Source organism: Burkholderia sp. 9779_493, from assembly GCF_015712215.1.
Classification (GTDB): domain Bacteria; phylum Pseudomonadota; class Gammaproteobacteria; order Burkholderiales; family Burkholderiaceae; genus Burkholderia; species Burkholderia cenocepacia.
Genome location: NZ_JACCQA010000033.1, coordinates 1 through 13,955, shown reverse-complemented (window position 1 = coordinate 13,955; position 13,955 = coordinate 1). Strand labels below are relative to the sequence as shown.

The 13,955-nt window shown below is 66.2% G+C and carries 9 protein-coding genes and 1 tRNA gene; 5 read left to right on the top strand and 5 right to left on the bottom strand.

Annotated features, from left to right (window positions below; all coding sequences use genetic code 11):
* The first annotated feature begins 3 nt into the window (after nucleotides 1–3).
* From H0X95_RS27400 to H0X95_RS27385, 4 genes are all read left to right on the top strand, one after another.
* The gene (locus tag H0X95_RS27400) at nucleotides 4–1,434 is read left to right on the top strand and encodes an efflux transporter outer membrane subunit (RefSeq protein WP_006489053.1); all 1,431 of its coding nucleotides are present in this window, start codon (nucleotides 4–6) and stop codon (nucleotides 1,432–1,434) included.
* Between the two features lie 101 nt (nucleotides 1,435–1,535).
* Complete coding sequence (locus H0X95_RS27395) at nucleotides 1,536–2,228, top strand: response regulator (protein ID WP_006489056.1); 693 nt, start codon at nucleotides 1,536–1,538, stop codon at nucleotides 2,226–2,228.
* Entirely contained in the window at nucleotides 2,225–2,848 is a 624-nt protein-coding gene (locus H0X95_RS27390) for a hypothetical protein (RefSeq protein ID WP_058902880.1), read from the top strand. The genes H0X95_RS27395 and H0X95_RS27390 overlap by 4 nt, the downstream gene beginning before the upstream one ends.
* A 628-nt stretch (nucleotides 2,849–3,476) precedes the next feature.
* Nucleotides 3,477–5,309, top strand: a complete 1,833-nt coding sequence (locus H0X95_RS27385) for a S53 family peptidase (protein ID WP_058902879.1) — start codon at nucleotides 3,477–3,479, stop codon at nucleotides 5,307–5,309.
* Between the two features lie 148 nt (nucleotides 5,310–5,457).
* On the opposite strand, the gene H0X95_RS27380 is transcribed toward H0X95_RS27385, so the two are convergent.
* Entirely contained in the window at nucleotides 5,458–6,108 is a 651-nt protein-coding gene (locus tag H0X95_RS27380; RefSeq protein ID WP_059722587.1) for a pyridoxamine 5'-phosphate oxidase family protein, read from the bottom strand.
* A gap of 233 nt (nucleotides 6,109–6,341) precedes the next feature.
* On the opposite strand from H0X95_RS27380, the gene pdxR reads away from it, so the two are divergent.
* Nucleotides 6,342–7,823, top strand: coding sequence for a MocR-like pyridoxine biosynthesis transcription factor PdxR (gene pdxR, locus H0X95_RS27375; RefSeq protein ID WP_059722585.1), 1,482 nt, complete (start codon nucleotides 6,342–6,344; stop codon nucleotides 7,821–7,823).
* A gap of 7 nt (nucleotides 7,824–7,830) precedes the next feature.
* On the opposite strand, the gene H0X95_RS27370 is transcribed toward pdxR, so the two are convergent.
* From H0X95_RS27370 to dnaG, 4 genes are all read right to left on the bottom strand, one after another.
* Nucleotides 7,831–9,378: a phospholipase D family protein gene (locus H0X95_RS27370; protein ID WP_006495999.1), complete on the bottom strand. Its 1,548-nt coding sequence runs from the start codon at nucleotides 9,376–9,378 to the stop codon at nucleotides 7,831–7,833.
* Nucleotides 9,379–9,692: 314 nt separating this feature from the next.
* Nucleotides 9,693–9,771: transfer RNA gene (locus H0X95_RS27365), tRNA-Ile, on the bottom strand.
* 138 nt (nucleotides 9,772–9,909) lie between these two features.
* Nucleotides 9,910–12,327: an RNA polymerase sigma factor RpoD gene (gene rpoD, locus H0X95_RS27360; RefSeq protein WP_077020949.1), complete on the bottom strand. Its 2,418-nt coding sequence runs from the start codon at nucleotides 12,325–12,327 to the stop codon at nucleotides 9,910–9,912.
* 88 nt (nucleotides 12,328–12,415) lie between these two features.
* Nucleotides 12,416–13,955 (bottom strand): DNA primase (dnaG, locus tag H0X95_RS27355; protein ID WP_077234684.1); only part of this gene is annotated, 1,540 nt, incomplete at its 5' end.

Below are 13,955 nucleotides of genomic sequence, written 5' to 3'. Positions count from 1 at the left end.
GCCATGCGATTGCTTGTTCTTCCCCTCGTCCTCGCACTGTCGGCCTGCTCGCTCGCGCCGACGCTGGTCAAACCGTCGATGCCGGTGCCGACGGCCTACACGGCCGCCGCTGCCGCCGATCTCGACGCGAACGCCGCCGACCTCGGCTGGCGCACGATGTTCGGCGACCGCCGCCTGCAACGCCTGATCGAGCTCGCGCTCGAGAACAACCGCGACCTGCGCGTGGCGGCGCTGAACGTGGAAGCCGCCGAAGCGCAGTACGGCATCCAGCGTTCCGCGCGCCTGCCGTCGATCGGCGCCGGCGCGAACTTCACGCGCCAGCGTACGTCGGACGACACGCAGTCGAATCCGCCGCTGTTCGGCGCAACGCAGAACCAGTACGGCGTCAACGTCGGCATCAGCGCGTTCGAGATCGACCTGTTCGGCCGCGTGAAATCGCAGTCGGATGCCGCGTTCGCGCGCTACGTCGCGACCGACCACGGCCGCCGCGCGGTGCAGATCTCGCTCGTCGGCGGCGTGGCGGATGCGTACTTCGCCGAGCGCCTCGCGCACGAGCAACGCCAGTTGTCCGAGCGCACGCTCGCCGACTGGCGGCAGTCGCTCGATCTCGCGCGCCGCCTGAAGGAAGCGCACCAGGCGAGCGGTGTCGACATCGCGCAGGCCGAAGGCCAGGTCGCGAGCGCGACGGCCGATCTCGAAGCGCGCACGCGCGCCGTCGAGCAGGCACGCAATGCCCTGCGCCTGCTGGTCGGCACCGAGCTGCCGAAGGATCTGCCCGAGCCGCTGCCGCTTCAGCAGCAACCGGTGATGACGCAACTGCCGGCCGGCCTGCCGTCCGAGCTGCTGTTCCGTCGGCCGGATATCCGGCAGGCCGAACAGAACCTCGTCGCCGCGAATGCGGACATCGGCGCCGCGCGCGCCGCATTCTTCCCGCGCCTGTCGCTGACGTCGTCGATCGGCTTCCTCAGCCCCGCGATGGGCAGTCTGTTCGACGGCGGCCAGCGCGTGTGGAGCTTCGCGCCGCAGGTCACGGTGCCGATCTTCCAGGGCGGCCGGCTGCGCGCCGAGCTGCGCCTCGCGGAAGTGCGCAAGTCCAGCGCGGTCGCCGAATACGAACGCGCGATCCAGGCCGCGTTCCGCGAAGTGGCCGACGGCATCGCCGGGCGCGAAACCTTCGGCCGCCAGATCGACGCGCAAACGCGCGTGGTCGGCTCGGCCGAACGCCGCACCGACCTGTCGAACCTGCGCTATCGCGCGGGCGTCGAGGGACGGCTGGAGTTGCTCGACTCGCAGCGGCAGCTCTATGCGGCCCGACAGGCGCTGCTGGACCTGCGTCGCAGCGAGCTCGGCAATGCCGTCGCGCTGTACAAGGCGCTCGGCGGCGGCCTGACGGACAAGGACGTCGCACCGTCGCAGCGCGTGGTGCGGAACTGAGCGAACGGCGCCGTTCCGTCCCGCGCGGCAGCGTGACGGAACGGCGTGATCCGGCCCGGCGACGGGCCGCCCCGATGGTTCGACATCGCACGGCACACTCCATGACGAATTCCCTGATACTGATTGCAGAAGACGAGCCCGACATCTCGGACATTCTCGATGCCTACCTGAAGCACGACGGCTTTCGCACCTATCGCGTCGCCGACGGGCAAGCGGTGCTCGACATGCAACCGCACCTGAAACCCGACCTGATCCTGCTCGACGTGAAGATGCCGCGGAAGAACGGCTGGGACGTGCTCGCCGAGCTGCGACGGCGCGACAACACGCCCATCGTCGTCGTCACCGCGTTCGATCGCGATCTCGACCGGCTGCAGGCGCTGCACGCCGGCGCGGACGACTACATCGTCAAGCCGTTCAACCCGGCCGAGGTCGTCGCGCGATTGCGCGCGATCCTGCGCCGGTCGGCCGCGCCGCCGACCATGCGGATGCTGCGTGTCGGCGACCTCGAGATCGACACCGACAGCTATCTGGCCCGCGTGCGCACGGCCGGCACCGAGGTGCCGATCACGCTGACGCTGACGGAGTTCCGGCTGCTCGCGCACATGGCGAGATCGCCGAGCCGCGTGTTCACGCGCGGCGAATTGCTCGATGCGTGCATGGCCGACGTCAGTGCGCTGGAGCGCACGGTCGACAGCCACATCTGCAGGCTGCGCAAGAAGCTCGAACAGGCCGGCGCGCCGGGCATGCCCGAGGTGATGCGCGGCGTCGGCTACCGACTGCGGGGCGTGCAGTGACGCTGCCGGCAAGACCCGGCCGGCACATCGGGCGGGCGATCGGCACGGGCGCGCTCGTCGTCGTGCTGCTCGCCTGCACCGTCGCGTGCTTCGTGTACGCCGTGCCTACGCTGGCCGCGTTGCCGCACGACGCGACCGCCGGCGCGATGATCCGCAGTGCGTCCCCTTACCTGGTGCCGGCGACGGTTCTGTTCGTCTGCCTGCTGGCCGCGGCATTCGACCTGGTCAGGTCGATCCGCCGGATGCTCGCGACGCTCGACGCCATGGCGGATACCGCCGGCCGGATCGTCGCCGGCGATCCGTCGGCGCGCATCATTTCCCGCGACGGCTGCCCGGCCGACGTGGCTCGCTTCATCGAGCACTTCAATGCGATGACTCATGCAATGAAACGTACGAATCCATCCGATGCGACGGTCACCGTCGCCAGCAGCAGTCGCGTCACGCGCACCCGGCTCGCCGAACTCGAAACCCGGCTCGACGCCATCAGGACGCTCGCCACCGATGCGGATGCTGCGTCGCGCGACGCGCTGCTTCAGCATGTCGATGCGCTGTTCCGGTTCGTCGACGACCTTCAGTTAGCCGAACGAGAGGCTGCGGCCATTCGAGTATTTCCTCGATAACGGCCGGCCGTTTCGAAACACATCGGAAATGATCGGCGAGTCGTTTTCGGCATTACCTGCATCGCGGGTTTTGAACATTACAAAACACCGCCAATCTTTTCAAAATCATTTCGGTTTATTCGATTTAATTTAGTTTCATATAATCAAAAAAAGTTTGACATCGCGCTTTCGTTCTTGATACCGTCCGATGCAAGCAATCCGACGGATTGCCTGCCACGCAAACGATTCCGCTCCACGTTTTTTCGCTTCCGCTGCACCGAAGTACGCGCCGTCGAATGATTCGTTCGCACGCCGGCGCGTGCCGCATCCCGATGCATTTCACTGGACGGCTGCCACCGGCAGCGGGCCGAAGGATCGAATCAAATGAGCAGGACAACGAAGCTGTTGCTCTAGCAACCCCGCCCGCGCCGGATCCGGCGCGACTGCCCCGCCTCGCGGCGCAGCCTTTCCGTTACCGCGTTTTCCGTATTTCGCCCCCGGAGACAAACCGCTTTCCGGATCGGGCGAAAGGCCCTGTCGCGTCCGTGCCATCCGCCCGCATGCGGCAGAAAGCGGCGGTGCATGACCCGCACCGCTGTCGACCGTTGTTGTTGGTGCCGTTCGATGTTCAACCGGAGGGGTAATTCAAATGAATCAGGTTGCAAACAAGAAACACAAGCACATTCGCCTCGTCAAACTCGCATTCGCCGCCGCGGCAGCCGCTTCGTTCGGCATGACGACCGCCCATGCCGCGCCCGCGGCCGGCTGGACGGAAACGCGTACCAAGGGCTTCCTGCCGCTCGTGCAGCAAAACGAAGCCGGTACGGCCGGCGCGCCCGCCGCCAGCACCGCCGCCGCTGCCGCCGCGGCCATCGACATGGCGCCGGGCGAATCGGTGGACATCGTGCTCGGGCTGAACCTGCGCAACGAAGCCCAGCTCGACCAGTACCTGCGCGACCTGCATACGCCGGGCTCGCCGCACTACCGGCAGTTCCTCACGCCCGCGCAATTCGCCGCGCAATATGCGCCGACCGACCAGCAGGTCGCCTCCGTCGTCGCCCATCTGCGCAAGGCAGGCTTCGTGAACATCGTGGTCGCGCCGAACCGGCTGCTGGTCTCCGCGTCCGGCACCGCGGCAACCGTCCAGTCCGCGTTCCGCACCACCCTCAAGCGCTTCACGCGCAACGGCCGCAGCGTCTATGCGAACACCGACGCCGCGCAAGTGCCGAACGCGATCGGCAACATCGTCGGCGCGGTGCTGGGCCTGCAGAACGTCGAGTTGATGCATACGGGCGCGGGAAGCAAGCCGCAAGGCAACACCAGCAACCTGACGATCCCCGCCGGCGCGTCGGCGGTGCCGCACAACCCGACCGAGTTCTCGTCGATCTACGGCGGCGACGGCACGCCGACGGCGTCGCAAACCACGGTCGGCATCATCTCCGAAGGCGACCTGTCGCAGACGGTGAGCGACCTCAATACGTTCGCCGCGAACAACGGCCTCGGCACGATCAGCAGCAGCATCGTGAAGACGGGCCCGTCCGGCAGCTCGTACACCGACACCGACGGCACCGTCGAATGGAACCTCGACAGCCAGTCGATCGTCGGCGCGGCCGGCGGCAGCGTGAAGCAGGTCGTGTTCTACACCGCGCCGTCGATGACGCTCACCGCGATCACGGCCGCGTACAACAAGGCCGTGACCGACAACGTCGCGAAGGTGATCAACGTGTCGCTCGGCGTGTGCGAATCATCCGCGTACAGCACCGGCTCGCAGGCGACCGACGACACCATCTTCAAGCAGGCGGTCGCGCAAGGGCAGACCTTCTCCGTTTCCGCCGGCGACCACGGCGCGTACGAATGCGCGAGCGGCACGCCGTCGCGCTCGACCTACACGGTGAGCGAGCCGGCCACGTCGCCGTACGTGATCGCGGTAGGCGGCACGACGCTGTTCACCAACACGTCGACCAATGCGTACAACAGCGAAATCGTGTGGAACGACCCGAGCTGGCAGCCGGGCACCGTGTGGTCGACGGGCGGCGGATACAGCAAGTACGAAGCCGCGCCGACTTGGCAGTCGTCGACCCTCACCGGTTCGACCAAGCGCGCGCTGCCCGACGTCGGCTTCGACGCCGACCTGCGCACCGGTGCGATTCTCGTCGTGAACGGCCAGACGTCCGACACGCTGTGGGGGTCGGGCTACCTGAACAACGAAGGCGGCACGAGCCTCGCCGCACCGATCTTCACGGGCATCTGGGCGCGGCTGCAGTCGGCCAACAACAATGCGCTCGGGTTCCCCGCGTCGAGCATCTACAAGTACTTCCCGACCAACGCGGCGCTGCTGCACGACGTCACGTCCGGCAACAACGGCAGCGGCACTTACGGCTACAAGGCGAAGGCCGGCTGGGATGCGACGACGGGCTTCGGCAGCGTGAACATCTCGAAGCTGAACGCGTTCATCCAGAGCACGTCGGATTTCGCGCGTTGACGGGTCGTTGACCGAACCGGTTGCGTGAGCAGGCGCGCGACGTCTCTCACGCAACCGCGTCCGGCTACCCGCGAAGGCTGCGAAGCCGTCGCGGGTTTTCCGCATGCCGCGCCGTCTCGCCGCTCCGATGCAAGCCTCGCCGTGCCGCTCAATCGGCCCAGTTCCGGACGTAGTCCGGCACCGCCACGTTGCCGTCCGCATGGACCGGTGCGCCGCGTGTCGTCTTCAGCGGCAGGATCCCGGCCCAGACCGCCAGCCCGAGATCCTCGTCCTTGTCGGACGGCAGCGAATCGCTGATTTTCACGGCCGCTTCCGCCATCGAAATCCGCAGCACGCGGGTCGCGTCGAGTTCCTTCGAATTGCCCGGCCGCGCTTCATGCTTGCGGCCCGGCGCGATCTTGTCCATCAACGCATCCAGCGCGGCGCGCTTTTCCGCACTGCTGTCGATCACGTCGAACTGCCCGTAGATCACCGCGGATCGATAATTCATCGAATGGTTGAAGGCCGAGCGGGCCAGCACGAGGCCGTCCAGCAGCGTCATCGCGACACAAGCCTGCGCGCCGGCCGACAGTGCCTTGATCGTCCGGCTGCCGTTGGAGCCGTGGATATAGAGCGCGTCGCCCCTTCTCCAGTGCGCGGTCGGGATGCAGTGCGTGTTCTGCCCGTCGCCGAACGCGATGTGACAGACGTACGCGTCGTCCACGATGTGGTGGAGCATCGTGCGATCGTGGCTCGCCAGTTCGGGCAGGCGACGAATGGTCGTACGCGAGGTGGAAGAGAGTGTGGTCTGGTCGTTCATATATCTGTACTGCGAAATTAATCGTATCGGCATCGTGCCGACTCCATGCCCGAGGCGCGATCGGGCCGCCCGTCGACAGTCGCCGGCCGAATCGAGCAAAATACGCGCGTACCGCAAGTCGCGCCGTCACTCAAAATCCGCGTGTACCGGCCTGCCCCGCGAGAACGTGAACGATACGATGCGCGCGGCGTCTTCGAAAGAACCAGCACAAGGAAAATTTCTGGAACCAGCCCATGGATCTCGCGCTGCTCATCTCGTCGCTTGCCGGACAGGACGGCGCGACCACGCATAGTCGGCAGGAAGCCCTCTACCGGAGCCTGCGCAGCATGCTGCTGGACGGACACCTGCCGCCCGGCACGCGGCTCGCGTCGACGCGCGTGCTCGCGGCCGAGCTGGGCATCGCGCGCAATTCCGCGGTCTATGCGTACGAGCGCCTGGCCGAGGAAGGCTTCGTGGCCGCCACGCGCAACGGCACGATCACGCGATGGGACGGCCGCACCCACCCGAGCGCCGGCCATGAAGACGGCTCCGCACCGGTCCGCCTGTCGGCGCGCGTGCACGGGCTGGAAAATGCCGATCCCGAGCCCGAGCGCATGCTGCCGTTCGTTCCCGGCCTGCCGTCGCTCGACGAATTTCCGGTTGCCCAGTGGCGTCGTTGCATCGAGCGCGCATGGAAGACCATCACGCCGGCCCGGCTCGCGTACGGACCGGTCGAAGGGCTGCCCGAGCTTCGACGCGCGGTGGCCGCGTACATTCGCGTCTCGCGCGGCGTGCGCTGCGACACGGGCCAGGTATTCATCACCGACGGCACGCAGAGCAGCCTCGAATTGTGCGCGCGCATGCTCGCGAATCCCGGCGAAAACGGCTGGCTCGAGAACCCGTGCTACAACGGCGCGAGGACCGCGTTCCGCTCGACCGGCCTGAATCTCGTGCCGATCGAGGTCGATCGCGACGGCATGGCGCCGACCGACGAGCAGTGGCGCACTCGCCCGCCCCGGCTGATCTATGCGACGCCGTCGCACCAGTACCCGCTCGGCGCGCTGATGAGCCCCGGGCGGCGCACGGCGCTCGTCGAGCGCGCCCGCGCCTGCGGCGCGTGGATCATCGAGGACGACTACGACAGCGAATTCCGTCACGGCGGCCAGCCGCTGCCCGCGATCCAGGGCCTGCATGCCGACGCGCCGGTGTGCTATCTCGGCACGTTCAGCAAGACGATGTTTCCGGCCCTTCGGCTCGGCTTCATGGTGGTGCCGCCGGTGCTGGTCGACCGCTTCACGAGAACGCTGCGCGAACTGGTCCATCGCGGCCATTCGGCCGACCAGCTGGCGATGGCAGAATTCATCGATACCGGCCTCTTTGCGCGGCACCTGCGGAAGATGCGGGCGCGCTACGCGGACCGGCGCAGCCGCCTCGAAGCGGCACTCGCGCGCCATCTCGGCACGTCGCTGAGCGTGCGGGAAAGCCCGGGCGGCATGCATCTCTCCACGGATCTCGCCGCGCCGCTGCACGATACCGACGTCGCGCGGGCGGCAGCCGCGGAAGGCTTGCTGCTGCAACCGCTGAGCAGCTACTGCATCGGCGACGGCCGCCGCGGCGACGGCCGCCGGTACAACGGCTTCGTGCTCGGCTATTCAGGCCTGAGCGACGCGACGATCGAGACAGCGGCGATGCAGTTCGCGGCCGTCATCGACCGGCACCGCCGCGCGCGGCGCTGAATGTCGCTCACAGTTGCGATTCGATCGGAAACAGCCCGAGAAACCACACTTCCATCCGCCGCGCGGCGGACACCTCCGGCTCGTGATCGATCTCGGTGACCTTCCCGCCATCGGTCTGAATCCACTTCAATCGCCCTTTGCCGGCCGGATCGGTTCTCGGCTCAACACGCCAGGCGATCTGGTCGAGTCGCCCTTCCAGGTCGTTGGCGACCTGCGATGCAATCGCCGGGCTCTCGCAGTAAACGCCGATTTCCGTATTGAGGTTCAACGAGCGCGGATCGAGATTCATCGACCCGATGAAGATGCTCTTGTGATCGAACACGTAGGTCTTCGCATGCAGCGACGCGCGCGACGAGCCGATGATGACCTGCTTCGAAATGCTCTTGTCGCCCGATGGCCGGCGCTCGTAAAGCCGCACGCCCGCATTCACCAGATCGCTTCGATAGCGCCGGTAGCCGGCATGCACGGCCGCCACGTCGGTCGACGCGAGCGAATTGGTCAGCACCGTCACGCGCACGCCGCGCGCCGTCAGCGCGCGCAGCCGCTCGACGACGTCCTTGCCCGGCACGAAATACGGCGACACGATCAGCAGGTCGTGCTGCGGCTGCAACGCGAGCGCACGCAACTGCGGCATCAGATGCCCGTCGCTGTCCTTTGGCGCGTGCGCGATCTTCGACGGATCGTCGTACAGCACCGTCGCATGCCCCCACGACAGCGCCGTGCCCTGCCCGTGGACGATCCGGTCGAGCCGCTGCCGGGCTTCCAGCACGTACGGATTGTCCTCCATGGCCCGCAGGTAGTCGCGCAGCCGTTCGCGCTCGCGGTCGAGCCCGCCTGGCGCCGCATCGTGGCCGACCAGCGTATCGACCGGATACGCGTACGGCGAATTCCAGAACGTGTCGAATTCGGTCGAGATGTCCTTCACGACCGGGCCGTGAACCACGACGTCGAGATCGCCGAATTCCAGCATCGACGACGCGCCGAAGTACTCGTCGCCGATATTGCGGCCGCCGACGATCGCCGCCTGGTTGTCCGCGATCATCGCCTTGTTGTGCATGCGCCGATTGACGCGCGAAAACTCGAATACCGTGCCGAGCTTCTTGAACCGGCGCGTGGCCACCGGATTGAACAGCCGGATCTCGATGTTCGGATGCGCGCTGATCTCGAGCAGCTTGCGGTCGTCCGCGTTGGTGCCGAGATCGTCGAGCAGCGCGCGCACGCGCACGCCGCGATCGGCCGCGCGGATGACCGCATCGGCCAGTTCGTGGCCGGTCAGGTCGTCGTGCCAGATGTAGTACTGAAGGTCCAGCGAGCGGTCGGCGCGATCGGCGAGCAACACGCGGGCGTCCAGCGCATCGACCGGATCGGTCAGCAAATGAAATGCGTCCTGCCCGGGATGCGTACCGGCCTGCTGCCGGAACGCGGCGCCCAGCCGCGTATCGTCCGTATCGGTGAATGCATGGGTCGGCGCGCGATCGGCCTGCGGCGGAAGACTGGCGCACGCGACGAGCGCCAGCGACGAGAGAATCGCACCCCACGAACGCAGCATGGTCATGATGGCCGCCCCTCACGGTCGGGCAAAGTTGGTTGGTGTTTGTTCTCGCTGCCCGATCGCGCGCGGCGCGGGTCGGCGGTCGCGCGCTCGACGGGAATCCGGTCGTGCGCGGCGGTCGCGCCACAGCATACTTCGATTGATAGCGGGACGGCACGCCCTCCGTGTTTCCCCGGTGGCGGCAATAAGACATGCGGCGCCGACGTGCACCCGTTCAACGCGTTCGACACATTCGGACCGCACACAAAGAAAAACCCGCGACGCATGATGCCATCGCGGGTTTTACGACGTTCCGCGATCGCTCGAGGAACGTAATCTGGTGGGCCCCCCGGGAGTCGAACCCGGCACCAACGAATTATGAGTTCGCTGCTCTAACCAAGCATGAGCTAGGGGCCCAGACGAGAAGCGCGGCGTGCTACACGCCACCCCGACAACGAAACCGGGCCGGCATTGTAACAACAAAGACGACAGAGGGAACGAACGCCACCGGCATCATGCGGATACCGGCGGCGTTCGTAACGGAGACGCTGGAAATCAGTTCCCTTCGAGGAACGACTTCAGCTTGTCGGAACGGCTCGGGTGACGCAGCTTGCGCAGCGCCTTGGCCTCGATCTGACGGATCCGCTCGCGCGTGACGTCGAACTGCTTGCCGACTTCCTCGAGCGTGTGATCGGTGCTCATCTCGATACCGAAACGCATCCGCAGCACCTTCGCCTCGCGCGGCGTCAGCGAATCGAGCACGTCCTTCACGACGTCGCGCATGCTGGCATGCAGCGCGGCATCCGCCGGCGCGACCGTGTTGGTGTCCTCGATGAAGTCGCCGAGATGGGAATCGTCGTCGTCACCGATCGGCGTTTCCATCGAGATCGGCTCCTTCGCGATCTTCATGATCTTGCGGATCTTGTCTTCCGGCATCTCCATCTTCTCGGCGAGCGTTGCCGGATCCGGCTCGAGACCGGTTTCCTGCAGGATCTGCCGCGAGATGCGGTTCATCTTGTTGATCGTTTCGATCATGTGAACCGGAATACGGATCGTGCGCGCCTGGTCCGCGATCGAGCGCGTGATGGCCTGACGGATCCACCACGTCGCATAGGTCGAGAACTTGTAGCCGCGACGGTATTCGAACTTGTCCACCGCCTTCATCAGGCCGATGTTGCCTTCCTGGATCAGGTCGAGGAACTGCAGGCCGCGGTTCGTGTACTTCTTCGCGATCGAGATCACGAGACGCAGGTTGGCCTCGGTCATTTCGCGCTTCGCCTGACGTGCCTTCAGTTCGCCGGCCGCCATCTGACGGTTGGTTTCCTTCAGGTCCTTCAGCGGCAGCACGACGCGCGCCTGCAGGTCGAGCAGGCGTTGCTGCTGTTCGCGGATCGCCGGGACGTTACGCGACAGCACCGCGCTGTACGAATGGCCTTCCGCGGTGATCTTCTCGGCCCAGTCGAGATCCGTCTCGTTGCCCGGGAAGCGCGCGATGAATTCCGAGCGCGGCATGCCGCACTTGTCGACGACGATGTGCAGGATCTGACGCTCGACCTGACGCACTTCGTCCACCTGCGCACGCAGCGTGTCGCACAGGCGTTCGACGGTACGCGCGGTGAAGCGGATCGTCATCAGCTCGCTCTGGATCGTTTCCTGCGCCTTCAGGTAGGCCTTCGACTTGTAGCCTTCCTTCTCGAATGCGCGGCGCATCTTGTCGAACCACTCGCTGATCTGCGAGAACTTCTCGAGCGACGCGCGCTTGAGGGCTTCGAGCTGGGCGGCGTTCGCCGATGCCTGCGCGGCACCGTCGTCTTCCTCCTCTTCCTCTTCTTCCTCTTCCTCTTCGGCTTCCTCGTCCTCGTTCTCGATCGCTTCCGCTTCCTTCGCGGAGAAACCGTCCGTATCGGCGGCGTCCGCAGCATTCGGATCGAGCAGGCCGTCGACGAGCTCGTCGACGCGGATCTCTTCGTTCGCGACGCGTTCGGCCATCGCAAGGATGTCGGCGATCGTCGTCGGGCACGCGGAGATGGCCATCACCATGTGGCGCAGGCCGTCCTCGATGCGCTTCGCGATCTCGATTTCGCCTTCGCGCGTGAGCAGCTCGACCGTGCCCATCTCGCGCATGTACATCCGGACCGGATCGGTCGTGCGGCCGAATTCCGAATCGACGGTGGACAGCGCGACTTCCGCTTCCTCTTCGACTTCATCGTCCGACGACGCGGCGGGCGCGTTGTCGTTCAGGAGCAGCGTTTCCGCGTCCGGCGCCTGCTCGTAAACCGCCACGCCCATGTCGTTGAACGTGCCGATGATGCCCTCGAGGGCTTCGGTCTCGGTGAAGTTGTCCGGCAGGTGGTCGTTGATTTCGGCGTACGTCAGGAAGCCGCGCTCCTTGCCGAGCTTGATCAGCGCGCGCAGTTTCACGCGGCGCTCTTCGAGCTCCTCGGCCGTGCCCGGCGTGCTCGTCGCGAACGCTTCCTTCAGCAGCGCCTTTTCCTTGGCGCGACGATCGCGCACCTTGGATTTGCCCGGTGCAGCCGCGGCTGCGGGCTGCTCGTCGCTCTGATTTGCGTCGTCTTCGACGGATACTTCGTTCAGCTTTTTGGTCATGGAGTTCGCCGTACCGGCTATATCGACTCGCGGCTGCTGGACGACAGCCGGTTGAACCGTGGGTGCATGAGTAGTACGTACTGCCGTTTCGTCCGCGTCGGCAGTCGTGTCCCTTGCGCTTTTCGCACTTGCCCGCTTCGCCGCCGGCTTGGCCGGCCCGGAGTCGGGTCTGGCGGCAGCCCGTGTTCTGGCTGCCGGCGCCGGCGCAGCCTGAGCAGTGCCGGCCGCGGTTTTCTTTCCTGCAGGGGCTGACGTGGCTGAAGACGTTGTCCTGGTGGAAGAAGCAGACTTGGCCGCTGTGACCTTCTTGGTCGGCTCCGTCGAGCCCTTGCCTGTTGCTTTCTTTCCGCCTGTCGTCTTTGCCATCGCGATTCTCGCCTCTGCTTAGAAAACAAACCGCTGGAAACCTTATATTATAGCACGCTGGGGAGCCCTCTCTAAGCGCCCCGGCCGCCTACAGCCCGAGCCGACGCTTCATGTCGGTTCGCTGCTGGTTCAATTCCGTCAATTCGGCCAATTCCTCGGGAGTGAAGGTGGATTGCCGCGCCAGCCTGTCCAGCCGGTCGCAGCAGGCGTCATAGCGCATCTTGAGCACCGCTGCCTGCAGCTCCTCCCCCGCAATCCGCTCCTGCTCACGTTGCCGCTCGGGCACCGTCTCGTCTTCCGGATTCTGTAACAGCAAATCGCGGACGTTTTCATCATAGTCCAGAATTTCGCGGAAGATTTCCTCGTAAGTCGCCCCGTTCGAGGACGTCCTCAGGACATCCGACAGCAGCCGGAACTCCGCGCCGTCGCCCAGCGCACGCGCATGATCGACGACTTCCGCGAACAGCTCGCCGATGCGCGGCAGCGCGCGCAGGGTCGCAATCTGTTCGTCGTCGAGCTGCGATGCGACGCGCGGATGCATCACCAGCGTGCGCAGCGCGCGCTTTTCGCTGTCCGTCACGCGGCGCCGCTCGCTGCGCGCGGGCGCCTGGCGCGGCGGCGTCGCGATGCGCGTGTCGACGTCCGACAGCCCCGCGACCTCCTCGAACGGGATATCGAGGCGGTCGGCGAACATGTGCATGATCTGCGCGCGCAACGCGTTCGCGGGCAGCGCCTGCAACAGCGGCTTCGCATCGAACAGCGCCTTCGCGCGGCCTTCCGGCTGATCGAGCGCCTTGCCGGCAATCGCTTCGTTCAACAGAAATTGCGACAGCGGCATCGCGCGCTCGACCTGCTCGGAGAACGCCTCCGCGCCAAACTCGCGCACGTAGCTGTCCGGATCGTGCTCGGCCGGCAGAAAAAGGAATCGGATCGTCCGGTTGTCGCCCGCATGCGGCAGGCATGCCTCGAGCGCGCGCCGCGCCGCGCGCCGCCCGGCCGAATCGCCGTCGAAACTGAAAATGACCGTGTCGGTCTGGCGCAGCAGCTTCTGCACGTGAATCGGCGTGCACGCGGTGCCGAGCGTCGCGACCGCGTTCGGAAAGCCGAGCTGCGCGAGCGCGACGACGTCCATGTAGCCTTCGACGACCAGCACGTACTTGCGCTCGCGAATCGCGAGGCGCGCCTCGAACAGCCCGTACAGCTCGCTGCCCTTGTTGAACAGCGGGGTTTCGGGCGAGTTCAGGTACTTCGGTTCGCCGCTGCCGAGCACGCGGCCGCCGAACCCGATCACCTGCCCCTTCACGTTGCGGATCGGGAACATGATCCGCTCGCGGAACCGGTCGTAGCGGCGCGCGACGCCCTGCGCGTCGGTTTTCTCGCTGACGATCACGAGCCCCGCCTCGACGAGCGACTCGTCGCGATAGTCCGGGAACGCGGCCTCGAGGTTCTGCCAGCCGTCCGGCGCATAGCCGAGCCCGAAGCGCGCGGCGATCTCGCCGGTCAGGCCCCGGTTCTTCAGGTACTGGATCGCGACGGTCGCGCCGCGCAACTGCTTGCGATAGTAGTCGCACGCCGCCGTCATCGCGTCGGACAGCGCGGTCGCCACCGATTTCGACACGGGCGCCGGA